19 protein-coding genes are annotated in these 26213 nt (G+C 73.8%); 13 read left to right on the top strand and 6 right to left on the bottom strand.

The features are described 5' to 3' along the window. Positions 1-40 precede the first annotated feature (40 nt). The 4 genes from IE98_RS0103465 to mutA all read right to left on the bottom strand — a co-directional run bounded on the left by IE98_RS0103465 (position 41) and on the right by mutA (position 5573). Positions 41-256 carry a heavy-metal-associated domain-containing protein gene (locus IE98_RS0103465; RefSeq protein ID WP_030263791.1) on the bottom strand — a complete coding sequence of 72 codons (216 nt, stop codon included), beginning with the start codon at positions 254-256 and terminating at the stop codon, positions 41-43. A gap of 222 nt (positions 257-478) precedes the next feature. After that, a complete protein-coding gene (meaB, locus tag IE98_RS0103460) occupies positions 479-1468 on the bottom strand; it encodes a methylmalonyl Co-A mutase-associated GTPase MeaB (RefSeq protein ID WP_030263789.1) in 990 nt (329 codons plus the stop codon). An 11-nt stretch (positions 1469-1479) separates the two neighbouring features. Then, complete coding sequence (scpA, locus tag IE98_RS0103455; RefSeq protein WP_030263786.1) at positions 1480-3678, bottom strand: methylmalonyl-CoA mutase; 2199 nt, start codon at positions 3676-3678, stop codon at positions 1480-1482. After that, positions 3675-5573, bottom strand: coding sequence for a methylmalonyl-CoA mutase small subunit (gene mutA, locus IE98_RS0103450; protein ID WP_030263783.1), 1899 nt, complete (start codon positions 5571-5573; stop codon positions 3675-3677). The genes scpA and mutA overlap by 4 nt, the downstream gene beginning before the upstream one ends. Before the next feature lie 412 nt (positions 5574-5985). On the opposite strand from mutA, the gene IE98_RS0103445 reads away from it, so the two are divergent. The 12 genes from IE98_RS0103445 (at position 5986) to IE98_RS0103390 (ending at position 23331) form a co-directional block, all read left to right on the top strand. Continuing rightward, positions 5986-7074, top strand: a complete 1089-nt coding sequence (locus IE98_RS0103445) for an ABC transporter substrate-binding protein (protein ID WP_030263780.1) — start codon at positions 5986-5988, stop codon at positions 7072-7074. Between the two features lie 135 nt (positions 7075-7209). Then, a complete protein-coding gene (locus IE98_RS0103440; RefSeq protein WP_052390068.1) occupies positions 7210-8859 on the top strand; it encodes a sugar ABC transporter ATP-binding protein in 1650 nt (549 codons plus the stop codon). Continuing rightward, entirely contained in the window at positions 8856-9824 is a 969-nt protein-coding gene (locus IE98_RS0103435; RefSeq protein ID WP_052390067.1) for an ABC transporter permease, read from the top strand. The genes IE98_RS0103440 and IE98_RS0103435 overlap by 4 nt, the downstream gene beginning before the upstream one ends. Then, positions 9821-10876: an ABC transporter permease gene (locus IE98_RS0103430; protein WP_030263771.1), complete on the top strand. Its 1056-nt coding sequence runs from the start codon at positions 9821-9823 to the stop codon at positions 10874-10876. Before IE98_RS0103435 ends, IE98_RS0103430 begins: the two co-directional genes overlap by 4 nt. 37 nt (positions 10877-10913) lie before the next feature. After that, positions 10914-11924 (top strand): LacI family DNA-binding transcriptional regulator, encoded by a 1011-nt coding sequence (locus tag IE98_RS0103425; protein ID WP_030263767.1) that lies wholly within the window; start codon positions 10914-10916, stop codon positions 11922-11924. A gap of 70 nt (positions 11925-11994) precedes the next feature. Then, complete coding sequence (locus IE98_RS0103420; RefSeq protein WP_030263765.1) at positions 11995-13053, top strand: aldose epimerase family protein; 1059 nt, start codon at positions 11995-11997, stop codon at positions 13051-13053. A gap of 262 nt (positions 13054-13315) precedes the next feature. Continuing rightward, the gene (locus IE98_RS0103415; protein WP_030263763.1) at positions 13316-16174 is read left to right on the top strand and encodes an RICIN domain-containing protein; all 2859 of its coding nucleotides are present in this window, start codon (positions 13316-13318) and stop codon (positions 16172-16174) included. A gap of 41 nt (positions 16175-16215) precedes the next feature. After that, positions 16216-18585: an AbfB domain-containing protein gene (locus tag IE98_RS0103410; protein ID WP_078660744.1), complete on the top strand. Its 2370-nt coding sequence runs from the start codon at positions 16216-16218 to the stop codon at positions 18583-18585. 301 nt (positions 18586-18886) lie between these two features. Beyond that, the gene (locus IE98_RS0103405) at positions 18887-19486 is read left to right on the top strand and encodes a superoxide dismutase (RefSeq protein WP_030263759.1); all 600 of its coding nucleotides are present in this window, start codon (positions 18887-18889) and stop codon (positions 19484-19486) included. 184 nt (positions 19487-19670) lie between these two features. Further along, positions 19671-22226, top strand: coding sequence for a sensor histidine kinase (locus IE98_RS0103400; protein WP_043173359.1), 2556 nt, complete (start codon positions 19671-19673; stop codon positions 22224-22226). Positions 22227-22294: 68 nt separating this feature from the next. Continuing rightward, positions 22295-22978: a response regulator gene (locus IE98_RS0103395; protein WP_030263755.1), complete on the top strand. Its 684-nt coding sequence runs from the start codon at positions 22295-22297 to the stop codon at positions 22976-22978. Positions 22979-23130: 152 nt separating this feature from the next. After that, positions 23131-23331: a hypothetical protein gene (locus IE98_RS0103390; RefSeq protein WP_030263753.1), complete on the top strand. Its 201-nt coding sequence runs from the start codon at positions 23131-23133 to the stop codon at positions 23329-23331. 13 nt (positions 23332-23344) lie between these two features. Here the strand turns inward: IE98_RS0103390 and IE98_RS0103385 are convergent, their stop codons facing one another. Continuing rightward, positions 23345-23692, bottom strand: a complete 348-nt coding sequence (locus IE98_RS0103385; protein ID WP_030263750.1) for a cupin domain-containing protein — start codon at positions 23690-23692, stop codon at positions 23345-23347. Positions 23693-23730: 38 nt separating this feature from the next. Next, positions 23731-24732: a TetR/AcrR family transcriptional regulator C-terminal domain-containing protein gene (locus IE98_RS0103380; protein WP_030263747.1), complete on the bottom strand. Its 1002-nt coding sequence runs from the start codon at positions 24730-24732 to the stop codon at positions 23731-23733. Between the two features lie 180 nt (positions 24733-24912). Here IE98_RS0103380 and IE98_RS0103375 point away from each other — a divergent pair, with 180 nt between their 5' ends. After that, positions 24913-26121 (top strand): FAD-dependent monooxygenase, encoded by a 1209-nt coding sequence (locus tag IE98_RS0103375; protein ID WP_030263744.1) that lies wholly within the window; start codon positions 24913-24915, stop codon positions 26119-26121. The last annotated feature ends 92 nt before the right edge of the window (positions 26122-26213 follow it).

The following is a 26213-nucleotide window of genomic DNA, read 5'->3' as shown; positions in this document are numbered from 1 at the left end:
ATTAATTATCATATGTCCTGTTCATGGCGACTTCTGCGGCTCAGACCCGGCCGACCAGCGTGAAGCCGGCCTCGCCGACGGTGCTGCGCACCAGGGCCTCGTCGAGGTCACCGGCCGACTCCACGGTGACCCGACCGGAGGCGGCGTGGGCGTTGACGTCGGTGACGCCGGGCAGTGCGGCGAGGCCCGCGGTGACGGTCCGCTCGCAGTGGCCGCAGCTCATGCCTTCGACACTGAAGACGGCGGTCGTGGACATCGGGGAACCTCCGGGTGCGGACGAGGCGGCGGCGGTGTGCCGCCTTCGGTGCCGACCAGAACAGCGCAGCCGGAGCCGGACGTGCCGGGGACACGCCGCGGATGTGCCCCCTTCGAGTGGTTCCGACCCGAACGGAGTGTCGTGCGCCCTGGCGGCGCGCCCCCGGACGGCAGCGGCCGGCGGGGCGCCTGCCGCGCTCCCACCGGCCGCTGCCGTCCGGGGTCAGTTCGCCGTGCCGAAGGCGTCCAGGATGCGCTGGGCGGCCAGCGTGGCCGTCAGCGCGCCCTGCCGGACCTGCTCCTCCACGACGGGGACGAGCCGCCGCACCTCGGGGTGCTCGCGGAGCCGGGCCAGCAGCTGGTCGTGGACCATCGCCCACGTCCAGTCGACCTGCTGGTCGCGCCGTTTGGCGTCCAGGCCGCCGGTGGCGTCGAGCAGGCTGCGGTGCTGCCGCAGCCGGTCCCACAGCTCGTCCAGTCCGTGGCCGGACAGTCCGCTGCAGGTGAGCACGGGCGGCGTCCAGGCGGCGTCCGGCGGCTGGAGCAGCCGCAGGGCGCCGGCCAGTTCGCGGGCGGCCGCCTTGGCGTCCCGTTCGAACGGGCCGTCCGCCTTGTTGACGGCGACCAGGTCGGCCAGCTCCAGCACGCCCTTCTTGATGCCCTGGAGCTGGTCGCCGGTGCGCGCGAGGGTGAGCAGCAGGAAGGAGTCCACCATGCCCGCCACGGTGGTCTCCGACTGCCCGACGCCGACCGTCTCCACCAGGACGACGTCGTACCCGGCGGCCTCCATCACCACCATGGACTCGCGGGTGGCGCGGGCCACGCCGCCGAGCGTCCCGGAGGTGGGGGAGGGCCGGACGAAGGCGTTCGGGTCGACGGAGAGCTTCTCCATCCGGGTCTTGTCGCCGAGGATGGAACCGCCCGTCCGGCTGGAGGTCGGGTCGACGGCGAGCACCGCGACCCGGTGACCCTGGCCGGTGAGCATGGTGCCGAGAGCCTCGATGAAGGTCGACTTGCCCACACCGGGGACACCGGTGATGCCCACCCGGACCGCGCTGCCGGAGTGCGGCAGCAGGTCGACCAGCAGTCGCTGGGCGAGCTCGCGGTGGTCGGGCCGGGTGGACTCGACGAGGGTGATGGCCCGCGCGATCCAGGCGCGCGAGCCGTCCAGGACACCCTGCCGGTACTGGTCGAGGTCGATCGTCCGGGCCACGGCTCAGCGGCTCACAGCTCGTGGCCGAGGTCGGCGGCGAGCGAGGTGAGCAGGTCGTGGGCGGCGTCCGGGATCACGGTGCCGGGCGGGAAGACCGCGGCGGCGCCCATCTCCAGGAGCGTGGGGATGTCCTGCGGCGGGATCACGCCGCCGACCACGATGGTGATGTCCTCGCGTCCGGCCTCGGCGAGTTCGGCCTTCAGCGCCGGCACCAGGGTGAGGTGGCCGGCCGCCAGCGAGGAGACGCCGACGATGTGCACGTCGGCCTCGACGGCCTGCCGGGCGACCTCCGCCGGGGTCTGGAACAGCGGGCCGACGTCCACGGTGAAGCCGAGGTCGGCGAAGGCGGTGGCGATCACCTTCTGGCCGCGGTCGTGACCGTCCTGGCCCATCTTGGCGACCAGGATGCGGGGGCGGCGGCCCTCCGCCTCCTCGAACCGCTCGACGAGGTCGCGGGTGCGCTGCAGCGAGGTGGAGGGGCCTGCTTCGTCTCGGTACACACCGGAGATGGTACGGATCTGCCCGGAGTGCCGGCCGTACACCTTCTCGAGTGCGTCGGAGATCTCGCCGACGGTGGCCTTGGCGCGGGCGGCGTTCACCGCGAGCGCCAGCAGGTTGCCGTCCAGCGAGGCGCCCTGGGGGCCGGCCTCGGCGGCCCGGGTGAGCGCGTGCAGGGCGTCCTGGCAGACCTGCTCGTCCCGCTCGGCGCGCAGCCGGCGGAGCTTCTCGATCTGCTGGGCGCGCACCGAGGAGTTGTCGACCTTGAGCACGTCGATCTGCTCGTCGTTGGCGACCCGGTACTTGTTGACGCCGATCACCGGCTGGCGGCCGGAGTCGATCCGCGCCTGGGTGCGGGCGGCGGCCTCCTCGACGCGCAGCTTGGGGATGCCCGCGTCGATGGCCTTGGCCATGCCGCCGGCCGCCTCGACCTCCTGGATGTGCTGCCAGGCGCGGCTGGCCAGGTCGTGGGTGAGCTTCTCGACGTACGCCGAGCCGCCCCACGGGTCGATGACCCGGCAGGTGCCGGACTCCTGCTGCAGCATCAGCTGGGTGTTGCGGGCGATCCGCGCGGAGAAGTCGGTCGGCAGCGCGAGCGCCTCGTCGAGGGCGTTGGTGTGCAGCGACTGGGTGTGGCCCTGGGTCGCCGCCATCGCCTCCACGCAGGTGCGGGTGACGTTGTTGAACACGTCCTGCGCGGTGAGCGACCAGCCGGAGGTCTGCGAATGGGTGCGCAGCGACAGCGACTTGGCGTTCTGCGGGTCGAACTGCTTGACCAGCTTGGCCCAGAGCAGCCGGGCCGCGCGCAGCTTGGCGACCTCCATGAAGAAGTTCATGCCGATCGCCCAGAAGAACGACAGCCGCGGCGCGAAGGCGTCCACGTCCAGCCCGGCGCCGAGGCCGGCCCGCAGGTACTCCACACCGTCCGCGAGGGTGTACGCCAGCTCCAGGTCGGCCGTGGCTCCGGCCTCCTGGATGTGGTAGCCCGAGATGGAGATCGAGTTGTACCGCGGCATCTTCTGCGAGGTGTACGCGAAGATGTCCGAGATGATCCGCATCGAGGGCTGCGGCGGGTAGATGTACGTGTTGCGGACCATGAACTCCTTGAGGATGTCGTTCTGGATGGTCCCCGCAAGCTTCTCCGGCGGCACCCCCTGCTCCTCGGCTGCCACGATGTACAGCGCCAGCACGGGCAGCACCGCGCCGTTCATGGTCATCGACACGGACATCTTGTCCAGCGGGATGCCGTCGAAGAGCTGGCGCATGTCGTAGATGGAGTCGATGGCCACGCCGGCCATGCCGACGTCGCCGGTGACCCGCGGGTGGTCGCTGTCGTAGCCGCGGTGGGTCGGCAGGTCGAAGGCGACCGAGAGGCCCTTCTGGCCGGCCGCGAGGTTGCGGCGGTAGAAGGCGTTGGACTCCTCGGCGGTGGAGAAGCCCGCGTACTGGCGGACCGTCCACGGCTGGTTGACGTACATGGTCGGGTAGGGGCCGCGCAGGAACGGGGCCACGCCCGGGTAGGTGCCGAGGAAGTCCAGGCCGGCCAGGTCCTCGGCGGTGTACAGCGGCTTGACGCCGATGCCCTCCGGGGTCTCCCAGACCTGCTCGTCGACGTCCTTGCCGGTCGCCTGCTGCCAGGCGGTGCGCCACTGGTCGCCGTCGCCGGCCGCGGCGCCGGAGCCCAGCCCGATGGTGGTGAAGTCGGGGATCATCGGGCCACTCCGATCTCGTCCAGGAGGGTGGTCAGGACCTCGACGGCGTTGCAGCCGGCGAACACGTAGGAGTCCACGCCGGCGCGCTCCAGCGCCTCGCGCAGTTCGCCGGGGCGTCCGGCCAGCAGCACCTTCGCGGCGCCCGCGGCCTTCAGCGCCTTCGCGACGGCCTCGCCGTGCTCGGCGTACTGCGCGTCGCCGGAGCACAGGCAGGCGACGGTGGCGCCGCTCGCCGCGAACGCCTCGGCCAGGGCGGCCGGGTCGCCCGGTTCCGTCATCGCAGTCTCGACGGAGGTGGTCCCGATGCCGCCGGCCTGGAAGAGGTTGGCGGCGAAGGTGGTGCGCGCGGTGTGCGCGGCGGCGGTGCCGATCGAGGCCAGGAACAGCTTCGGGCGGGCGCCGGTGGCGGCCAGGTGCGCGTCCGAGCGGTCGCGCAGCGCCTCGTACGCCTCGGCGCGGCGGACCTGCGGCAGGCCGCCGCCGCGGCGGACGGGCGCGGGCTCGCGGACGAGCGGCTGCTCGCCCAGGTTCGGGAACTCGCTGACGCCGGTGACCGGCTCGCGCCGCTTGGCGATCTTCGCGGTGCGCTCGGCCCAGGTCGCGGCGATCCGCTCGCCGACCAGGCCGGAGACCAGGGCCGCGCGCAGGCCGCCGGCCCGCTCGATCTCCTGGAAGAACGCCCAGGCGGCCTGGGCGAGCTCGTCGGTGAGCGCCTCGACGTACCAGGAGCCGCCGGCCGGGTCGACGACCTTCGCCAGGTTGGACTCCTCCAGCAGGATCGCCTGGGTGTTGCGGGCGATCCGGCGGGCGAAGGCGTCGGACAGGCCGGCCTCGGCGTCGAAGGGCTGCACGGTGACGGCGTCGGCGCCGCCGACACCGGCGGCCAGGCAGGCGACGGTGGTGCGCAGCATGTTCACCCACGGGTCGCGGGCGGTCATCATCACCGAGGAGGTGACGGCGTGCTGGCGCTGCGCGGCGGCCGGGCCGGTCACCCCGGAGACCTCGGCGACGCGGGCCCACAGCCGCCGGGCGGCGCGGAACTTGGCGATGCCGAGGAACTGGTCCTCGGTGGCCGCGTAGCGGAACTCCAGCTGGCCGGCGGCCTCGTCGGCGGTGAGCCCGGCGGCGGTCAGCGCGCGCAGGTAGGCGACGCCGGCGGCCAGCGAGCAGCCGAGCTCCTGGGCGGCCGAGGCGCCTGCGTCGTGGAAGACGAGCGCGTCGATCGCCAGGGCGCGGACGTTCGGGTAGGTGCGGCCGCAGTGCGCGGCCAGGTCGGCGGCCTCGGCGAGCTGCGCGGTGGTGGCGGAGTCGTCGCCGGTGCGGGCGAGCAGGCCCAGCGGGTCGGCGCCGAGGTTGCCGGAGGCGACGTCTGCGGGCACCGCGCGCTCGGCCAGCAGCGCGAACAACTGCTCGGCGGCGGGCCGGAATTCGGCGCCCGCGTCGAGCACGACGGCGGCCAGGTCGAGGTACACGCCCTGCAGCACGGTGGGCAGCGCGGCGACCGGCAGGCCGCCGTCGCCGACGGTCAGCCAGAGCGAGGTGACACCGTTCTCGAGGTCGGCGAGGACCGCCTCGTTGGCGCGCGCGGCGTCCGGGTCGGCGTGGCGCTGCCGTACGTCCCAGCCGGAGACGGCGGAGCCGTGCGGCCGGCCGCCCCGTACGTACGGGGCGAAGCCGGGGAGGCCGGCGTCGGCCGGCGCGTCCTCGGCGGTGTACAGCGGGCGGGCGCTGAGCCCGTCCTGGAGCTTGGTGGTGAGCGCTTCCTCCGCCTGCACGCCGCTCGCGTCCTGCACACCCGACTTGCGCAGCACGCCCTCGACGAGGCGCTGCCACTGCTCACGGGTCGCATCCGGGAACTCGGCGGCCAGGGGAAGCCCTTCGGGCTGGACCGTCATGAGTGCAGGTTAGTGCCCGTTAGCAGGACGGCAGCAGATCAATCCAGTGTGACCTTTCCCTCGCTGCACTCCAGGTGGCGGGGAGTGCAGCGGTCGCCGGCGGCGTGTCGGGGAGGGGTCCGGCGCGGTCCGCCCGGGCGGGCTGCCGGCCCGTCAACTCGGCCCGGAACGCGTTCGGCAACGGATTCGACAGGGCGTGCCGTGACTCTTGTCGGCCCTGCAACGGCAGTTGTATAACGTTGTAAACGCCCGATGGAGAGCGCGATCTCCCCGCCGGGCCGCTCGTCCTGCACGTCAGCGAAGCCTTCCCCCGCCTCCCCGAACCGGCCCGCCACCGGTGCGTCCCGGGCTGCCCCGGCACGCCCCGAACCCCCCGGCCGGCGCCGTCCCACCCGTCAAGGAGCGTCCTCGCATGACCAGCATCCGCAGATCCCGCCTGCTCGCCTCCGCCGCGCTGCTCGCCTCCGCCGCCCTCGTCCTCACCGGCTGTGCCAAGGAGGAGACCCCGTCCGCCGGCTCCGGCGACGGCCAGGCCGCCCAGGCCGCCACCAGCGCCGCCGCCTCCGCCCCGGCCGCCGGCGCCGGCTGCACCCTGCAGGCCGCCGGCACCCCCAAGATCGACCTGAAGGACGCGGTCGTCGGCTTCTCCCAGTCGGAGAAGGAGGCCAACCCCTTCCGCATCGCCGAGACCCAGTCCATCAAGGACGAGGCCGCCAAGCTCGGCGTGAAGAAGCTGCTCACCACCAACGCGCAGTCCCAGCTGTCCAAGCAGATCAGCGACATCCAGGACATGCTCAACCAGGGCGCGCAGCTGCTCGTCGTGGCGCCGCTCAACTCCGACGGCCTGCAGCCGGCGCTCGCCGCCGCGGCCGCCAAGCACGTCCCGGTGATCACCATCGACCGCAAGGTCAACGCCACCGCCTGCAAGGACTACCTGACCTTCATCGGCTCCAACTTCGTCGAGCAGGGCAAGCGGGCCGCCGACGCGCTGATCCAGGCCACCGGCGGCACCGGCAAGGTCGCCATCCTGCTCGGCTCCTCCGGCAACAACGTCACCACCGACCGCACCAACGGCTTCGTCGACCAGCTGAAGGCCAAGGCCCCCGGCATGGAGATCGTCGCCCAGCAGACCGGCGAGTTCGCCCGGGACAAGGGCCAGCAGGTGATGGAGCAGCTGATCCAGTCCAAGCCGGAGATCACCGCGGTGTACGCGGAGAACGACGAGATGGGCCTCGGCGCCGTCACCGCGCTCAAGGGCGCCGGCCGCAAGCCCGGCAAGGACGTCAAGATCGTCTCGATCGACGGCACCCGCAACGCCGTCCAGGCGCTCGCCGCCGGCGACTACAACGGCGTCATCGAGTCCAACCCCCGGTTCGGCCCGCTCGCCTTCGAGACCCTGCAGAAGTTCCTCGGCGGCGAGTCCATCGCCGACAGCGTCATCATCACCGACCGCGCCTACGAGCCGGGCAACGCCGCCGCCTCGGTCGCCGGCGCCTACTGAGCCCGGCCGCCCCGCCCGCCCCGCCGACCCCGGGGCGCCCGGCCGGGCCTCCCCGGCCGCGCGCCCCGGACCAGCCCTCCCCACCCCCCTGCACGTGCACCCCCGTACGCCCCGCAAGCCCCGGAGGTCCCACCCATGGCCCCACCCGCCCAGGCGGCCGCCCCGCCCGAGGACGGAGCCGCCGCGCCGCCCGCGCTGGAGGCCGTCGGCGTGGCCAAGCGCTTCCCCGGCGTCGTCGCCCTCGACGACGTCTCGCTCACCCTGCGACCCGGCGAGATCCACGCCCTGGTGGGGGAGAACGGCGCCGGCAAGTCCACCCTGATCAAGGTGCTCACCGGTGTGCACCGCCCCGACGCCGGCGAACTGCGGATCGCCGGCCGCCCCGTCACCCTGCACCGGCCGTACGACGCCCAGCAGGCCGGCGTCTCGACGATCTACCAGGAGGTCAACCTCGTCCCGCTGATGAGCGTGGCCCGGAACGTCTTCCTCGGCCGTGAGCCGCGCACCCGCTTCGGCCTGATCGACTTCGCCCGGATGCACGCGGAGAGCGCCGAACTGCTGGCCGGCCTCGGCGTCACCGTCGACCCGCGCCGCCCGCTGCACACCCTCGGCATCGGCGCCCAGCAGATGGTCGCCCTCGCCCGCGCGGTCTCCGTCGACGCCCGGGTGGTCGTGATGGACGAGCCCACCTCCGCCCTGGAACCGCGCGAGGTGGAGACGCTCTTCCGGGTGGTCGGCGCCCTGCACGCGCAGGGCATCGCCATCCTCTACGTCAGCCACCGGATGGACGAGCTCTACCGGCTCTGCGACCGGGTCACCGTGCTGCGCGACGGCCGTCTGGTGCACACCGGCGAGCTGGCCGGACTGGACCGGCTCGACCTGGTCTCGATGATGCTCGGCCGGGATGTCGCCGAGGTCCGCCGGCACGGCGTCACCGGCTTCGGCGACGGCCACCGCGCCGACCGGGAACCCGTGCTCACCGCCCGCGGCCTGACCAGGCGCCACCTGCTGCACGGGGTCGGCCTGGAGCTGCGCCCCGGCGAGGTGCTCGGCCTCGGCGGACTGCTGGGCTCCGGCCGCAGCGAGACCGCCAAGGCGCTCGCCGGCGCGCTGCCGCTGGACTCCGGCGCCGTCGAGGTCGCCGGCCGGCCGCTCGCCCGGCGCTCCCCGGCCGCCGCGATCCGGGCCGGCATCAGCCTGCTGCCGGAGGACCGCAAGGCCGAGGGCATCGTCCCGGAGCTGTCCGTCCGGGAGAACATCGTGCTCGCCGCGATGCCCCGGCTCTCCCGCTTCGGCCTGGTCTCCCGGCGCCGCCAGGACCGGCTGGTCGAGGTCTTCATGAAGCGGCTGCGGATCAAGGCGTCCAGCCCCGAGCAGAAGGTCGGCGAACTCTCCGGCGGCAACCAGCAGAAGGTGCTGCTCGCCCGCTGGCTCTGCCTGGAGCCCCGGGTGCTGCTGCTGGACGAGCCGACCCGCGGCATCGACGTCGGCGCCAAGGCCGAGGTGCAGGCGCTGATCGACGAGCTCGCCCGGGAGGGGCTGGCCGTGCTGCTGATCTCCTCCGACATCGAGGAGCTCGTCGAGGGCGCCGACCGGATCACCGTGCTGCACGCCGGCTCCGTCGCGGGCGAACTCGCCGGCGAACGCGTCACCGAGTCCGACCTGCTGGCCCTGCTCGCCGACCGGGCCGACAGCGCCGAGAGCGCCGAGAGCGCCGAACCCGCTGCGGCCGAGGCCCCGGCCCCCGAGCCCGCCCCCGAGTCCGCCCCCGAGGAGAAGCGATGACCCAGCCCGCCCTCGCCGGGCGCCCGGCCGCGCTGCGGCTGCCCGACGCCGCCTGGCTGCAGAAGTACGGCGTGTACCTCGCCGTCGCCGTCCTGCTGCTGTTCAACGCCGTGTTCACCGAGCACTTCCTGACCGCCGACAACCTGCGCACCCAGCTCGTCCAGGTCGCCCCCGTGGTGATCGTCGCGCTCGGCATGGCGCTGGTCATCGGCACCGAGGGCGTCGACCTGTCGGTCGGCTCCACCATGGCGCTGGCCAGTGCGCTGCTGCCGCTCTACCTCGGCTACGGGCTCGTCCCGGCGCTGCTGATCGCCCTGCTCGCCGGGGTCGCGGTCGGCCTGGTCAACGGCACCCTGGTGTCGGTCGTCGGACTCCAGCCGATCGTCGCCACGCTCGCGCTGTTCGTCGGCGGCCGCGGTCTCGCCCTGGTCGTCGCCGACGGCCAGCTCAAGCAGATCGTCAACCCCGACCTGCTCGCCCTCGGCTCCGGCAGCCTGCTCGGCGTGCCCTGGACGGTGCTGATCGCCGGGGCGCTCGCCCTGCTCGTCGCCGGGCTCGTCCACCGCACCACCTTCGGCCGCCGACTGGTCGCCGTCGGCGGCAACCGCACCGCCGCCGCCCTGGCCGGCCTCCCCGTCCGCCGGGTGCTCTGCGGGGTGTACGTGCTCTGCGGCGTGTTCGCCGCCCTCGCCGGCGTGCTGGCCACCGCCCGGCTCACCGCCAGCGACCCGTCCGCCCTGGGCACCCTGATGGAGCTGTCCGCCATCACCGCGGTCGTCGTCGGCGGCACCCCGCTCACCGGCGGCTCGGTCCGCGTCCTCGGCACCGTCACCGGCGCGCTGCTGATGCAGCTGTTGCGCGCCACCCTCGTCAAGCACGACCTGCCCGACTCCACCGCCCAGATCGCCCAGGCGGCCATCATCCTGGCCGCCGTCTACGCCGCCCGGGAGCGCCGGTCGCGATGAAGAAGCCCGCCCTGCCCACACCCCCGCCGGCGGCCGTGCCCGCCGGCCCCCGCACCGCACCCGCCGCCGCCACCCGCCCCGCCGCCGAACCGGGCGTCCTCGCAGGCCGCCTGCTCGGCCGGCTCCAGCGCCAGGCCGTGCCCGCCGTGCTCGTCCTGCTGGTGCTGGTCTCCTCGGCGCTGTTCCCGTCCTTCGGGACGCTCGACAACGCCCGCAGCATCACCGTGCAGACCTCCTTCCTCGCGATCGTCGCCCTCGGCATGACGCTGGTGATCCTCACCGGCGGCATCGACCTGTCGGTGGGCTCGGTCTTCGCGCTCGGCGGCGTGCTCGCCGCCTGGGCCTCCCAGTGGGGGATCGTCCCGGCCCTGCTGCTGCCGCTCGCGGTCTGCGGCACGATCGGCGCCGTCAACGGACTGCTGGTCGCCCGGGCCGGGATGGCGCCGTTCATCGTCACCCTGGCCACCCTGCTCGCCGCCCGCGGCCTGCTGCTCGCCGTCACCCACGAGGGGGCCACCACCTACCTGGTGCCGCGCGGCTCCGCCTTCGCCGAACTCGGCCAGGGCACCGTCTGGGGCTTCGGGTACCCGGTGCTGATCGCGCTCGCCCTGTTCGGCCTCGGCGGACTGCTGCTCCAGCGCACCCCCTTCGGCCAGAACGTCTTCGCGATCGGCGGCAGCAGCGACGCCGCCACCCTGATGGGCCTGCCGGTGGCCCGCACCCGCGTGCTGGTCTACCTGCTCAGCAGCCTGCTCGCCGGGCTGGCCGGCGCGCTGAGCGCCGCCCGGCTGTCGTCCGGCGTCACCATCGTCGGCGTCGGCATGGAGCTGGACGCGATCGCCGCGGTGGTGATCGGCGGCACCCTGCTGACCGGCGGTGCCGGTACCGTCGGCGGCACGCTGTGGGGCGTCCTGCTGCTCGCCGTCATCCAGAACCTGATCAACCAGATCGGCTCGCTGAACTCCTCCTACCAGTCCGTGGTCAGCGGCGGTTTCCTGATCGTGGTCGTCCTCGCGCAGCGGTACCTCTTCCGTGCGCGTCCCACCCCGTAGAAATGACCCGAGAAACCGTCGGCCGAGAGGGAACACCGTGGTCAGTCTGAAGGACGTCGCGCAGCGCGCCGGAGTGTCGATCAAGACAGTCTCAAACGTGGTGAACGGCTACCAGCACGTCACCCCGGCGATGCGCGAACGCGTCCAGCGCGCCATCGACGAGCTGGGCTACCGGCCCAACCTGACCGCGCGCCACCTGCGCAAGGGCCGCACCGGCATCATCGCGCTGGCCGTCCCCGAGCTCGGCAACCCGTACTTCGCCGAGCTCGCCGGGGCGGTGATCGACGCCGCCGCCCGGCACGACTACACCGTCCTGCTCGACCACACCGGCGGCCGGCGCGACCAGGAACTGCTGGTCTGCCAGGGATTCCGGGCGCACGTCATGGACGGGCTGATCCTCAGCCCCATCGAGCTGGAGTCCGAGGACCTGCTCGCCCGCACCGACACCTCCCCGCTCGTGCTGCTCGGCGAGCGGGAGTACGACGCGCCGTACGACCACATCGCGATCGACAACGTCGCAGCGGCGAGACTCGCCGTCCGGCACCTCGTCGACACCGGCCGCCGCCGGATCGCCTTCCTCGGTGCCCGCGAGGAGAGCGCCCGGCGTCCCGCCCACCTGCGTCTGCGCGGCTGGCGGGAGGAGCTCGACGCGGCCGGGCTGCCGGCCGACGACGACCTGGTCGTCGCCACCGAGGCGTACGGGCGGGAGGACGGCGCCCGGGCGATGGCCGCCCTGCTCGACCGCGGCTCCCGCCCGGACGCCGTGTTCGCCTACAACGACACCATGGCGGTCGGCGCGCTGCGCACCCTCGCCGACCGCGGGCTGCGGGTGCCCGAGGACGTCGCCGTGGTCGGCTTCGACGACATCGACGAGAGCCGGTTCGCCCACACCCCGCTCACCACCATCGCCCCCGACAAGGAGGCGATCGCCCGGCTCGCCGTCGACTGCCTGGTCGACCGGCTGGCCGGCACCGCCGCGACCGAACCGCGCCGCGCCCGCCCCGGCCACCGCCTGGTCGTGCGCGACTCCACCGCCGGGCGGAGGTGAGTCCAGGGGCCCCGATGCGACCACCCGGCGGGGCCCACCCCATCCGTCCATCAGTTGCAGGAGCGAGGCAATGTCACCCACCGTCCGGCAGGACGCGTACGGCACCACCCCCGACGGCCGGGCGGTGCACGCCTGGACGCTGGAGGCCACCGGCGGCCTGCGGGCCACCGTCCTCACCCTCGGCGCCTCGCTGGCCGCACTGACCGCCCCGGCCCCGCACGCGTCGCCGGGCCCGGTGGTGCTCGGCCTGCCCTCGTTGCGCGTCCGGGCCGGGGAGCACCCCTACCTCGGCCCGGTGGTCGGCCGGTACGCCAACCGCATCGCGCACGGCCGCTTCACCCTGGACGGGACGGACCACCGCGTCCCGGTGAACGACCGCGGCCACGCCCTGCACGGCGGACCGGACGGCTTCCACCGCCGGGTCTGGCGGGCCGCGCCGACCGACGACGGCGCCGGGGTCGAGCTGAGCCTGCACAGCCCGCACGGCGACATGGGATTCCCCGGCGCGCTCGACCTCACCGCCACCTACCGGCTGGCCGCCCCCGGCACGCTGGCGATCGACTACCGGGCCGTCACCGACCGCCCGACCGTGGTCAATCCGACCAACCACGCGTACTTCAACCTGGCCGGGCAGGGCACCGTCCACGACCACCTGCTGGAGCTGTCCGCCGACCACTACCTGCCGGTCACCGCCGAGGGCATCCCGTACGGGCCGCCGGAACCGGTGGCGGGCACGCCCTTCGACTTCGGGCGGCCCGTCCGGCTGGGCGGGCGGATCGCCGACGGGCACCCGCAGGTCCGGGCCGCGGACGGGCTCGACCACTGCTGGGTGCTGCGCGGCGCCGGAGCGGGGGAGCTGCGGCACGCGGCCACCCTCGCCGAGCCGTCGGCCGGCCGCCGGATGGAGGTCTGGACGACCGAGCCCGGCGTGCAGGTGTACACCGGCAACAACCTCGACGGCACGCTGCCCGGCGCGGACGGCAGGCCGCTGCCGCAGCACGCCGGGATCTGCCTGGAGACCCAGCACCTGCCGGACTCGCCCAACCGCCCCGAGTACCCGAGCACCGTGCTGCGCCCCGGCCGGGAGTTCCGAAGTCGCACAGAGTTCCGTTTCAGCACGCAGAGCTGACGAGCCGTCAGATCCTGTCGGAGGTCTGGACAAGGATCTGACGGCATGCTGTCATTTCCGCTTGGCGCAGCGATTTCCAACGTTGCAATCCGGAGTCGGCCGTACCGCCCCACCGGTGTGAGCCCCCGAGGCCCGACTCCCGCACGCTCAGCCGCCCCGCACGCTCAGCCGTCCCGCATGCTCAGCGCCACCCCGCACGCGCACGGACCAGCCCAGCACCGCCGACCGCCGCCGTCGCGGCGCCACCCCCGCCGGAGTGCCCATGCCGTCCCTGTCCCGCCGCAGCCTGCTGACCGCCATCGGTGCGTCCGCGAGCCTCCAGGCCCTCGGCCTCGTCCCCGCCGCCGCGGCCGCCGGCCTGCCGCCCGCCCCCGGCGGCCTCTACGCGACCAACGCCGCGCCGCTGCACCCCACCGCGCTGCTGCGGCTGCCGCCCGACGCGATCCGCCCGGCCGGCTGGCTCTCCGGCCAGCTCTCCCTCCAGCTCGCCGGCCTGTGCGGCCGGTACGCCGAGACCTCGCACTTCCTCGACCTCGCCACCACCGGCTGGGCGCACCCCGAACGCGGCGGCTGGGAGGAGGTCCCGTACTGGCTGCGCGGCTACGTCGACCTCGCGATCACCACCCGCGACGCCACCGCGCTCGCCACCGTCCGCCGCTGGATCGACGCGATCCTCGCCACCGCGCAGCCCGACGGCTTCTTCGGCCCGACCGCGCTGCGCACCTCGCTCGGCGGCGGCCCCGACTTCTGGCCCTTCCTGCCGCTGCTCCAGGCGCTGCGCTCCTGGCAGGAGTACTCGGGCGACAGTCGCATCCTGCCGTTCCTCACCGCCTTCCTGCGGTTCATGAACGCCCAGGGCCCCGGGGCCTTCAACCAGAGCTGGGTCTCCGTCCGCTGGGGCGACGGCCTGGACACCGTGGTCTGGCTCTACAACCGCACCCGGGACGCCTTCCTGCTCGACCTGATGGACCGCATCCACCGCAACGGCGCCGACTGGACGAACACCGTCCCCAGCTGGCACAACGTCAACATCGCGCAGGGATTCCGGGAGCCCGCCCAGTACGCCCAGCGCTCCGGCCTCGCCGGCGACACCACCGCCGCGTACCGCACCTACGACACCGTGATGGGCCGCTACGGGCAGTTCCCCGGCGGCGGCTTCGCGGGCGACGAGAACGCCCGCCCCGGCTTCGGCGACCCCCGGCAGGGCTTCGAGACCTGCGGCGTCGTCGAGTTCATGGCCAGCCACGAACTGCTCAACCGGCTCACCGGCGACCCGGTCTGGGCCGACCGCTGCGAGGAGCTGGCCTTCAACTCCCTGCCGCCCGCCCTCGACCCGCAGGGCAGGGCGGTGCACTACGTCACCAGCGCCAACAGCGTCGACCTGGACGACGCGCCCAAGACCCAGGGCCAGTTCCAGAACGGCTTCGCCATGCAGTCCTACACGGCCGGCGTCGACCAGTACCGCTGCTGCCCGCACAACTACGGCATGGGCTGGCCCTGGTTCACCCAGGAGCTCTGGCTCGCCACCCCCGACGGCGGCCTCGCCGCCGCCATGTACGCCCCCTGCACGGTCGCCGCCAAGGTCGGCGACGGCAGCACCACCGTCACCGTGCGGGAGGACACCGAGTACCCCTTCGGCGACACCGTCACGCTCACCGTCACCACCCCGCGACCGGTCGCCTTCCCGCTCGTGCTGCGCGTCCCCGGCTGGTGCCCCGACCCGCAACTCGCCGTCAACGGACAGGCCGTGAGCGCCCCCGCCGGCCCCGCGTACACCACCGTCCGGCGCACCTGGAACAACGGCGACCGGGTCACCCTGCGCCTGCCGCAGCGGATCGCGGTGCGCACCTGGACGGACAACCACCGCTCCGTCTCGGTCGCCCGCGGCCCGCTCGGCTACGCCCTGAAGATCGGCGAGAACTGGGTCCGCACCGGCGGCAGCGACACCTTCCCGCAGTACGACGTGCACGCCACCACCCCGTGGAACTACGGCCTCGGCCTCGACCCGGCCGCGCCCACCGCCTCGCTCGCCTTCACCACCCGCGGCGGGGCGCTGCCCGCCAACCCCTTCACCCAGGCCGACAACCCCCACCGGATCACCGCCCCCGCCCGCCGGATCGCCGAGTGGCAGGCCGACTCCCAGCACGTCGTCACCCCGCTCCAGGACAGCCCGGCCCACGGCACCGCCCCCGTCGAGACGGTCACCCTGATCCCGATGGCCGCGGCCCGGCTGCGCATCTCCTCCTTCCCGACCGCCACCCCCGACGGCGCGCCCTGGTCCGCCCCCGGCGCCGCCTTCCGGATCCGCAACCGGCATTCGGGCAAGGTGCTGGGCGTGGACGGCATGTCGACGGCCGACTCGGCGCGGGTGGTGCAGTTCGCGGACAGCGGTACCGACGACCACCTGTGGCAGTTCGTCGACAACGGCGACGGCTGGTTCCGGATCCGCAACCGGCATTCGGGCAAGGTGCTGGGCGTGGACGGCATGTCGACGGCCGACTCCGCCCGGGTCGTGCAGTTCGCGGACAGCGGTACCGACGACCACCTGTGGCAGTTCGTCGACAACGGCGACGGCTGGTACCGGATCCGCAACCGGCACTCCGGCAAGGTGCTGGGCGTGGACGGTATGTCGACGGCCGACTCCGCCCAGGTCGTGCAGTTCGCCGACAGCGGCACCGACGACCACCTCTGGCTGCTGCACCCCGACGGCCAGCTGCGGATCGAGAACCTCAACTCCGGCAGGGTGCTGGGCGTGGACCGGATGTCCACGGCGGACAGCGCCCAGGTCGTGCAGTTCGCCGACAACGGCACCGACGACCACCTGTGGAGCTTCCTCGCCGACGCGGACGGCTGGTTCCGGATCCGCAACCTGCACTCCGGCAAGGTGCTCGGCGTCGACCAGATGTCGACGGCCGACTCCGCGCGGGTGGTCCAGTTCGCCGACAACGGCACCGACGACCACCGGTGGCGCCTGGTGCACGACGGCGCCGGCCGGTTCCGGGTCCGCAACGCCCGCTCCGGCAAGGTGCTGGGCGTGGACCGGATGTCCACCGCGGACAGCGCCCCGGTGGTGCAGTTCGCGGACAACGGCACGGCCGACCACCTGTGGCGGCTGCACTGACGCACCCTCCGCCCCACCCCACCCGTACGGAGGAGACCCGCATGTCCGCACCGCCGCAGCCCGCACGCACGGCGCCACCGCCGGCACCGCCCGGCGTCCTGTACCGGCTGACCACCCTGCTCGCCGCGCTCGCCCTCGCCGTCACCGGACTGCTCGCCGCCGGTGTGCCGCAGGCCCGGGCGGCCGCCTGGGCGCCCAGGACCTCGCCGATGACCACCCCGTGGACCTCGCAGGTCCCCGTGGACCGTCCGCTGCCGGAGTACCCCCGCCCGCAGCTGACCCGCCCCGACTGGGCGAACCTCAACGGCATCTGGGACTTCGCGGTGACCGCCGCCAACGCCGGCCGGCCCGCCGTGTTCGGCGAGCAGATCCGGGTGCCGTTCGTCGCCGAGTCCGCCCTGTCCGGCATCCAGCGCCGGATCACCGAGAACGACCGGCTCTGGTACAAGCGCACCTTCACCGTCCCGGCGGACTGGAACGGCCGCCGGGTGAAGCTCAACTTCGGCGCCTCCGACTGGCAGACGACGGTGTGGGTCAACGGCAGCCAGGTGGGCGCCGTGCACAGCGGCGGCTACGACGCGTTCTCGTACGACACCACCCCGTACCTGAACGGCGGCACCAACGAGATCGTGGTCTCCGTCTGGGACCCGACCCAGACCGGTGGCGGCGCCGTCGGCAAGCAGCGCAACACCAATGGCGTGCAGCCGCACTCCGGCGGCGGCATCTTCTACACCGCCGCGTCCGGCATCTGGCAGACCGTCTGGCTGGAACCGGTGGCCACCGCCAACATCACCCGGCTCGACCTGGTGCCGGATCTCGGCGCCAACGCCCTGCGGGTGACCGTGCTCGGCGAGAACGCGGGCGGCCGCACCGCCCGGATCACCGTCTCCACCGGCGGCACCACCGTGGCCACCGCCACCGGCCCGGTCGGCAGCGCGTTCCCGGTGACCGTCCCGAACCCGCACCTGTGGACGCCGGAGGACCCGTTCCTCTACGACGTCCGGGCCGACCTGCTCTCCGGCTCCGCCGCCGAGGACTCGGCCGGCAGCTACACCGGCATGCGCTCGATCGCCGTCGCCACCGTCAACGGCGTCAAGCGGCCCGTGCTCAACGGCCGGTTCGTCTTCCAGACCGGCACCCTCGACCAGGGCTACTGGCCGGACGGCATCTACACCGCGCCCACCGACGACGCGCTCAGGTTCGACCTGCAGAAGCACAAGGACCTCGGCTTCAACATGGTCCGCAAGCACATCAAGGTCGAGCCGCAGCGCTGGTTCTACTGGGCCGACCGGCTCGGCCTGCTGGTCTGGCAGGACATGCCGGCGATGGACACCCGCACCCCGGACTCCGCCGCCCGCACCCAGTGGGAGGCCGAGTACCACCGGATCATCGACCAGCACCGCAGCTCGCCGGCGCTGATCCAGTGGGTGGACGAGAACGAGGGCTGGGGCCAGTACGACCAGGCCAGGATCGCCGACGACGTGAAGGCCTACGACCCGTCCCGGCTGGTCGACAACATGAGCGGCGTCAACTGCTGCGGCTCGGTCGACGGCGGCAACGGCGACGTGGTCGACAACCACATCTACGTCGGGCCCGGCGCCACCCGGCCCACCGCGACACGCGCCGCCGTCCTCGGCGAGTACGGCGGCCTCGGCCGGCGGGTGCCCGGCCACGAGTGGTACCCCGGCGGCGGGTTCAGCTACGAGGACCAGCCGAGCACCGCGGCGCTGAACGACCGCTTCACCGGCCTGCTCGACTCGATCCGGCTCAACCAGATGCCGGCCGGCCTCTCCGCCTCGGTCTACACCGAGATCACCGACGTGGAGAACGAGGCCAACGGCCTGCTCAGCTACGACCGCCAGGTGGTCAAGGTCGACCAGAACCGCGTCCGCAGCGCCAACCTCGCGCTGATCGAGGCGTCCCGGACGGCCCCCGGCAACCCGGTGCTGCAGACCGGCGCGTACAAGTCGCTGCGGGTCACCAGCCCGTGCTGCACCACCCGCTACCTGCGGCACTACGACGGCCTCGCCAACACCGACCCGGTCGACGCGGGCAGCAGCGCCCTGCTGAAGGCCGACGCCACCTGGAAGGTCGTCCCCGGCCTGGCCGACGGCAGCTGCTACTCCTTCGAGTCGCGCAACTACCCGGGGGAGTACCTGCGGCACCGCGACAGCCGGGTGTACCGGGAGGCCGGCAGCGGCGCGCTCTTCCAGGCCGACGCGACCTTCTGCGCCCGGCCCGGCAGCGGCGGCGTCCGGTTCACCGCCTACAACTACCCGGACCGCTACCTGCGGCACATCGACTCGCAGGTCTGGATCGCCACCTACGGCGGTCCGAACGCCTGGGACGGCAACACGCCCGGCTTCGTCGCCGACACCACCTGGTCCGTCGACGCGCCCTGGGCGCCCTGACCGGAGGCGCGACCGCACGGAAGCCGGCCGGCGGGCCCACCCACCCGTGGGCACCCGCCGGCCGGCGGCTCCGGGGCGTGCCTTCCCGGGCGCACGCCGCGACGCGGGGTCGGCCGCGTCCCGGCGGGCACCGGTTGGGAAGACGATCGCCGGTCAGGAGGGACGCAGCGCGCCCCGGACGGCCGACCGGCCGACCTCGCACTCAACATGCTGAAGCATGTGATTCGCTCTTGCAAGTCATGCGCAATAGTGTGGCCCCGGCACGATCACCACCGTCCGTCGAAAGGGGCCGCGTCCCGCCATGGGCACCTACTCGCTTCCCGACCTGCCGTACGACTACTCCGCCCTCGAACGCGCGATGTCCGCCGAGATCCTGGAGCTGCACCACTCCAAGCACCACGCCGCCTACGTCAAGGGCGCCAACGACACCCTCGAACAGCTCGCCGAGGCACGCGAGGCGGAGCAGTACGGCGGCCTCGTCGGCCTGCAGAAGACGCTCGCCTTCCACCTCTCCGGCCACGTCCTGCACTCGCTGTTCTGGCAGAACCTCTCGCCCGAGGGCGGCGACCGCCCCGACGGCGCCCTCGGCGACGCGATCACCGAGCACTTCGGCTCCTTCGAGGCCCTCCGCAAGCAGCTGACCGCCGCCACCGTCGGCGTCCAGGGCAGCGGCTGGGGGATCCTCTCCTGGGAGCCGCTCGGCCGGCGCCTGATCGTCGAGCAGGTCTACGACCACCACGGCAACGTCGGCCAAGGCACCACCCCGCTGCTCGCCTTCGACGCCTGGGAGCACGCCTACTACCTGCAGTACCGCAACGTCCGCCCCGACTACGTCGAACGGCTGTGGTCCGTCGTGAACTGGCAGGACGTCGCCGCCAGGTTCGCCGCCGCCCGGGGCTGACCCGCAGGGCGGGCCGCCCGTGACGCGGACGGCGGCATGCCGCCGTCCGCGTCAAGAAAGCGCCAGGATCCACCCGGCGAAGCGGACAAACGGGGCGACCCGGCCAGCTGTGGATCTAGGCTCGGAGGCGCGAACAGGCGTCCGAACCCACGGCGGGCGCCACGGCGGAACGCGAAGGGTGCACATGGCGCGCGGCAGGCTTCGGATCTACCTCGGGGCGGCCCCCGGGGTCGGGAAGACGTACGCCATGCTCGGCGAGGCCCACCGCAGGGCCGCCCGCGGCACCGACGTCGTCGTCGCCCTCGTCGAGGACCACGGCCGTGCCCGCACCGCCGAACTCGTCACCGGCCTGGAGACCGTCCCCCGCCGCACCGTCGAACACCGCGGCGCCCGCTTCACCGAGATGGACCTCGACGCGGTGCTCGCCCGCCGCCCCGAGGTCGCCCTGGTCGACGAACTCGCCCACACCAACGTCCCCGGCAGCCGCCACGCCAAGCGCTGGGAGGACGTCGAGGAACTGCTCGCCGCCGGCATCGACGTCGTCTCCACCGTCAACATCCAGCACCTCGAATCGCTCGGCGACGTCGTCGAGGGCATCACCGGCGTCCGCCAGCGCGAGACCGTCCCCGACGGGACCGTCCGCCGCGCCGACCAGATCGAACTGGTCGACATGTCGCCCCAGGCGCTGCGCCGCCGCCTCGCCCACGGCAACGTCTACCCGCCCGACCGCGTCGACGCCGCCCTCTCGCACTACTTCCGCCCCGGCAACCTCACCGCCCTGCGCGAACTCGCCCTGCTCTGGACGGCCGACCGGGTCGACGAGTACCTCCAGCGCTACCGCACCGAACAGGGCATCGCCGCCACCTGGCCCGCCCGCGAACGCATCGTCGTGGGCCTCACCGGCGGCCCCGAGGGCGGCACCCTGATCCGCCGCGCCGCCCGGATCGCCGCCCGCGGCTCCGGCAGCGAACTCCTCGCCGTGCACATCGTCCGGCCCGAGGGCCCCGCCGCCCCCGCCGCACCCGGCGACCTCGCCGCCCAGCGCCGACTGGTCGAGGAACTCGGCGGCAGCTACCACGCCGTGCTCGCCGAGGACGTCCCCGCCGGCCTGCTCGACTTCGCCCGCGGCGTCAACGCCACCCAGGTCGTCGTCGGCACCAGCCGCCGCCGCGCCTGGCGCTCCCTGCTCTACCCCGGCGTCGGCGCCACCGTCATCCGCGAGTCCGGCGACGTCGACGTGCACGTCGTCACCCACGAGCACGCCGCCCGCGGCCGGCCCGGCCTGCCCGGCCGACTGCCCGTCAAACTCGGCCGGCTGCGCACCGTCGCCGGCTGGCTGCTCGGCTGCCTCGGCCCCGTGCTGCTCACCCTGCTGCTGCTCGCCCTCGGCCCCGGCGTCGGCCTGCCCACCGCGGTGCTGCTCTTCCTCACCCTCACCGTCGGCGCCGCGCTGATCGGCGGCGTCTTCCCGGCGATCGCCTCCGCCCTGCTCGGCTCGGCGCTGCTGAACTACTACTTCGCGCCGCCCACCCACACCTTCACCATCACCGACCGGGCGAACATCCTCGCCCTCGGCGTCTTCGTCGGCGTCGGCATCGCCGTCGCCTCGGTGGTCGACCTCGCCGCCCGCCGCTCCCAGCAGGCCGCCCGCAGCCGGGCCGAGGCCGAAACCCTCGCCTTCCTCGCCGGCAGTGCGCTGCGCGGCCAGGACGGGCCCGAGGACCTGCTCGAACGCGTCCGGGAGACCTTCCAGATGGAGTCCGTCGCCCTGCTGGAACGCCCCGGCGACCGCGGCCCCTGGCAGACCCGCGCCGCCGTCGGCCACCGCCCGGCCGCCCGCCCCGAGGACGCCACCGTCGACGTCCCGGTCGGCGACCGGCTCGCGCTCGTCCTCACCGGCCGGGTGCTCCCCGCCGGGGACCGCCGGATGCTCGGCGCCTTCGCCGCCCAGGCCGTCGCCGTCCTCGAACGGCAGCGGCTCGCCGAGGAGGCCGCCGAGGCCCGCCGGCTCGCGGACAACAACCGGATCCGCACCGCGCTGCTCGCCGCCGTCTCGCACGACCTGCGCACCCCGCTCGCCGGCATCAAGGCCGCCGTCACCTCGCTGCGCGCCGAGGACGTCGCCTGGAGCCCCGAGGACGAGGCCGAACTGCTCGCCGGCATCGAGGAGGGCGCCGACCGGCTCAACCAGCTGATCACCAACCTGCTCGACATGAGCCGGCTGCAGACCGGCAGCGTCACCCCGCTGCAGCGCGACGTCGACCTGGACGAGGTCGTCCCGCTCGCCCTCGCCGGAGTGCCCGCCGGGGCCGTCCGGCTGGACGTCGCCGAGGACCTGCCGCTGGTGCGCGCCGACTCCGGACTGCTGGAGCGGGTCGTCGCCAACCTGGTCGAGAACGCCGTGAAGTACAGCCCGCCCGAGGTGCCCGTCACCGTCCGGGCCGACGCCCTCCGGCTGCCCGGCGGGGACCGGGTCGAACTGCGGGTGGTCGACCGCGGCCCCGGCGTCCCCGAGGAGGCCCGGGAACGGATCTTCGCCCCGTTCCAGCGGCACGGCGACGCCCCGCGCGGCAACGGCGTCGGACTCGGCCTCGCCGTCGCCCGCGGGTTCGCCGAAGCCATGGACGGCAGCCTCACCGCCGAGGACACCCCCGGCGGCGGCCTCACCATGGTCGTCTCCCTGCCCGCCGCCGCCCGCACGACCCCGAAGACCCGCGAGCCCACGGCCCGTACCCCCTGACCACCCCTCGTTCCCCGGCCACCGCCGGGGCGCAGCACCGGCAATCCGCAGAAAGGCGGCGCACATCCATGACCCGGGTCCTCGTGGTCGACGACGAACCCCAGCTCGTCCGCGCCCTGGTGATCAACCTCAAGGCACGGAAGTACGAGGTGGACGCCGCCCACGACGGCGCCTCGGCACTCGCCGCGGCCGCCGCCCGGCCCCCGGACGTCGTCGTCCTCGACCTCGGCCTGCCCGACATGGACGGCACCGAGGTGATCCGCGGCCTGCGGGGCTGGACGCGTGTCCCGATCATCGTGCTCTCCGCCCGCCAGGCCTCCGACGAGAAGGTCGAGGCGCTCGACGCCGGGGCCGACGACTACGTCACCAAGCCCTTCGGGATGGACGAGTTCCTGGCCCGGCTGCGGGCCGCCGTCCGCCGCGCCGAACCGATGGCGGCCGGCGGCACCGAGGCCGTCCTCACCACCGCGTCCTTCACCGTCGACCTGGCCGCGAAGAAGGTCCACCGCGGCGGCGCCGACGTGCGTCTGACGCCGACCGAGTGGCACCTGCTGGAGGTGCTGGTCCGCAACGCGGGTCGCCTCGTCAGCCAGAAGCAGCTGCTGCAGGAGGTGTGGGGGCCCGCCTACCGCACCGAGACCAACTACCTGCGGGTCTACATGGCCCAACTCCGCCGCAAACTGGAGGACGACCCCGCCACCCCCCGCCACTTCGTCACCGAACCCGGCATGGGCTACCGCTTCGAACCGTAGAGATGACGTCAGGGGCGCGGGGAACTGCGCAGTTCCCCGCGCTCCGGGGTGATCCCCGATCCCTCGGGGTTTCCCGTTCTTCACAGCATCTGCGCGGACTCCCGGGGGAATCCCGTTGCCGGGGAGGGGTCGGATGGGTCAGGCTGCCGCCCGTGACCGATGATCGCCGCCCGCTGGGCCTACCCGTCTTCTCGGCGCCGCACACCGACGCGCCGGACGCCCCCGACCGCCGTCCGCTGCCGCCGATCGACCGCGCCCTCTTCCTGCCCCCACCCGGCCAGGAGACCCCGGCAGCCTCCGACCGCCGCCCGCTCGCCGCCGGCGGCCTCACCTTCTCCGAGCCGTCCGGCTGACCGGAACGCGGCGTCAGCCGGCGGACCCGAGGGCCCGCACCGAAGGCCCTTCCAGTGCGAGGGCCGTGAGGCCGGTCGTGCTGCCCGAGGCGTGCTCCTCGCCGGCGGCCCAGTGCACGGCGTCCCCGGCCGAGACGGCCACCCGGGCGCCGTCCGGCCCGGCGACCCGGCCCTCGCCGGCCACCACCAGGAACAGCTGCTCCACCGGAGCCGGGTGGGCGCCGAGGGTGCCGCCGGGCACGATCGACAGGCAGGTGAGCCGCACCGCGCCGTCGCCCGCCGCGACACCGGTCGCGGCGGTCCCCGTGCTGCCGAACCGGTCGACGGCCGTCTCCGCGCGGTCGAACCGGAACCTCTCCACAGCAGCCTCCTGAACGCCGGTTCCTCGGACGGTCGGTGCTACGCAGCGGCCGGGCCGGTGTGCGGTCCGTCGATCAGGACGGCGATGCCGTCGAGGAGGCGGTGCAGGCCGAACTCGAAGAGGCGGTCCAGGTCGAAGTCGTAGCCCCCGGCGATGTGCTGTTCCAGGAGGGGGAACCGGCCGCCGGCCGTCAGGGCGAGCAGGGCCGGTTCCTGGGTGGCCATCCACTCGTCGGCGTCGAGGCCGCTGTCGGCCATCGCCGTGCTCTCCGCCTCGACGTTGACGGCGATGCCGCGGACGTAGTTGAAGAGCGTGAGGTGGGTGGTGAAGGCCGTCCACGGGTCGAGGCCGCGGCCGTCCAGTGCGCCGAGCACCCATTCGGTGAACGGCAGGGCGGAGCCGAGGACCTGGGGGCGCGTCATGGAGAGCGCGGGGGCGAGCCAGGGGTGGCGGCGAAAGGCCTCCCAGAGCATCCGGGCGGCGAGGACGAGCGGTTCGCGCCAGCCGTCGGGACGTTCGTCGGGGAAGGTCCACCGGGCGAGGACGGCGTCCATCATCCGCAGCAGCAGGTCGTCCTTGTCCGTCACGTGCCGGTAGAGCGACATGGTGGCGACGCCGAGTTCGGCCGCGACGCGCCGCATGGAGAGTGCGGCGAGGCCCTCCGTGTCGGCGACCGCCGTCGCGGCGGCCACGATCCGCTCCGCCGTCAGGGCGGCGTCCCGGCCGCCGCGGGGCTCGGCCGCCGCGGGGCCCGCGGCCACCTTCACCGCGGTCGGGGGAGGGCTCGCCGGTGGCGCGGCTGCCGCCGCCGGTGTCTCCGGTGCGGCCACCACGGTGCCGACGCCGGGGACGGCGCGGACCAGCCCCGTCCGGCGGAGTTCGGTGAGCGCCTTGGTCGCCGTCGCCATGGCCACGCCCCACTGCCGGGTGATCTCCCGGGTCGAGGGCACCCGGTCGCCCGGGGCCAGTTCGCCCTGTTCGATCCTGGCCCGCAGGTCGTCGACGATCCTGCGATACCGCGATCCGTCGGTCCGGTCCACGCCGTCCCCTCCGCACTAGTGCACCTTGCTCTGCCGGTCAGCCTAGCCACACCCGCCCCCGGACCGCCCGAGGGCAGTGCACTGCCCGCCTGGAGCACTAGTGCACCAAGGGCAAACCCCCTGCTGGGAAGGGGATTTCGGGCTTGCGGAGTGTGCTGCGTACAGCGTACATTCAGCGGCATGGGGAACACAGACATCCTGATTTCCGGCGGCGGCATCGCCGGCCCGGCACTCGCCCACTGGCTGCACGCGGCCGGCTTCGCGGTCACCGTCGTGGAGCGCGCCCCGGCGCCGCGCCCGGGCGGCCAGACCGTCGACCTGCGCGGCGCCGGACGCACCGTCATCTCGCGGATGGGCCTGATGGAGCGGGCCCGCGAGCTGAGCCTGGACCAGAAGGGCATCGCCACCGTCGACGCCGCCGGCCGGATCACCTCCCGACTGCCCGCCGACGCCTTCGGCGGCGAGGGCATCGTCTCCGAGATCGAGATCCTCCGCGGCGACCTCGCCGGCCTGCTGTACGAGGACACCGCGCCGTACACCGAGTACCTCTTCGACGACACCGTCACCGCCCTCGCCCAGGACGCCGACGGCGTCACCGTCGACTTCGAACGGGCCGGGACGCGGCGCTTCGCCGCCGTGATCGGCGCCGACGGCATGCACTCGGTGGTCCGCGGACTCGCCTTCGGGCCGGAGCCGGAGTACGTCCGGCCGCTCGACCTGTACCTCGCCTGGTTCACCGCCGAGTCCGACCTCGACCTGGACGGCTGGTACCTGATGCACAACGCGCCGGGCGGCCTGGTCGCCTCGGCCCGCCCCGGCCGGCTGCCCGGCGAGGTCAAGGCGGGCTTCGGATTCCGCTCGGGGCCGCTGGAGTTCGACCGCCGGGACACCGCCGCCCAGCAGGAGCTCGTGGCGCGCCGGTTCGCCGGCGTCGGCTGGGAGACGCCGAGGCTGCTGGACGCGATGCGCCGCTCCACCGACTTCCACCTGGACTCGCTCGGCCAGGTCCACCTGGACAGCTGGTCCCGCGGCCGGGTCGCGCTGCTCGGCGACGCGGGCCACTGCCCCTCGCCGCTCACCGGGCTCGGCACCAGCCTCGCCCTGGTCGGTGCGTACGTGCTGGCCGGCGAGCTGGCCGCCGCCGACGGCGACCTCGCCGCCGCCTTCCGGCGCTACGACCTGGTGATGCGGCCGTACGTCACCAGGGCCCAGGAACTGCCGCCCGGCGGGGCCGGCGGATTCGCCCCGAACAGCGCGCTGGCGATCCGGCTGCGCACGATGTCGATGCGGTCGATGAACCGCTGGCCGATGCGGCAGCTGCTGGCCGCCCAGTTCGCCAAGGCCGGCGACATCGCCCTGCCCGACTACGCCCTCCCGGCCGCCCGCTAGTGTCCTGAGTCTGGAATTCGCTTCAGATATCCGGCGAGGCGTTCGAGGATGTCGTCGGCGGTCTTGGTCCACACATAGGGCTTCGGGTCGGT

It is taken from the genome of Streptomyces sp. NRRL B-24484, assembly GCF_000717715.1.
Taxonomy (GTDB): domain Bacteria; phylum Actinomycetota; class Actinomycetes; order Streptomycetales; family Streptomycetaceae; genus Kitasatospora.
The sequence above is the reverse complement of the archived record's forward strand: the minus strand, read 5'-3'. Positions and strand labels throughout refer to the sequence as shown.

Excerpts from the sequence above, each read along its gene's own strand:
- IE98_RS0103420 (WP_030263765.1), top strand. The coding sequence starts at position 11,995 with ATGTCACCCACCGTCCGGCAGGACGCGTACGGCACCACCCCCGACGGC.
- IE98_RS0103415 (WP_030263763.1), top strand. The coding sequence starts at position 13,316 with ATGCCGTCCCTGTCCCGCCGCAGCCTGCTGACCGCCATCGGTGCGTCC.
- IE98_RS0103395 (WP_030263755.1), top strand. The coding sequence starts at position 22,295 with ATGACCCGGGTCCTCGTGGTCGACGACGAACCCCAGCTCGTCCGCGCC.
- IE98_RS0103405 (WP_030263759.1), top strand. The coding sequence starts at position 18,887 with ATGGGCACCTACTCGCTTCCCGACCTGCCGTACGACTACTCCGCCCTC.
- IE98_RS0103375 (WP_030263744.1), top strand. The coding sequence starts at position 24,913 with ATGGGGAACACAGACATCCTGATTTCCGGCGGCGGCATCGCCGGCCCG.
- mutA (WP_030263783.1), bottom strand. The coding sequence starts at position 5,573 with ATGACGGTCCAGCCCGAAGGGCTTCCCCTGGCCGCCGAGTTCCCGGAT.
- scpA (WP_030263786.1), bottom strand. The coding sequence starts at position 3,678 with ATGATCCCCGACTTCACCACCATCGGGCTGGGCTCCGGCGCCGCGGCC.
- IE98_RS0103440 (WP_052390068.1), top strand. The coding sequence starts at position 7,210 with ATGGCCCCACCCGCCCAGGCGGCCGCCCCGCCCGAGGACGGAGCCGCC.
- IE98_RS0103445 (WP_030263780.1), top strand. The coding sequence starts at position 5,986 with ATGACCAGCATCCGCAGATCCCGCCTGCTCGCCTCCGCCGCGCTGCTC.
- IE98_RS0103410 (WP_078660744.1), top strand. The coding sequence starts at position 16,216 with ATGTCCGCACCGCCGCAGCCCGCACGCACGGCGCCACCGCCGGCACCG.
- IE98_RS0103400 (WP_043173359.1), top strand. The coding sequence starts at position 19,671 with ATGGCGCGCGGCAGGCTTCGGATCTACCTCGGGGCGGCCCCCGGGGTC.
- IE98_RS0103430 (WP_030263771.1), top strand. The coding sequence starts at position 9,821 with ATGAAGAAGCCCGCCCTGCCCACACCCCCGCCGGCGGCCGTGCCCGCC.
- IE98_RS0103465 (WP_030263791.1), bottom strand. The coding sequence starts at position 256 with ATGTCCACGACCGCCGTCTTCAGTGTCGAAGGCATGAGCTGCGGCCAC.
- IE98_RS0103435 (WP_052390067.1), top strand. The coding sequence starts at position 8,856 with ATGACCCAGCCCGCCCTCGCCGGGCGCCCGGCCGCGCTGCGGCTGCCC.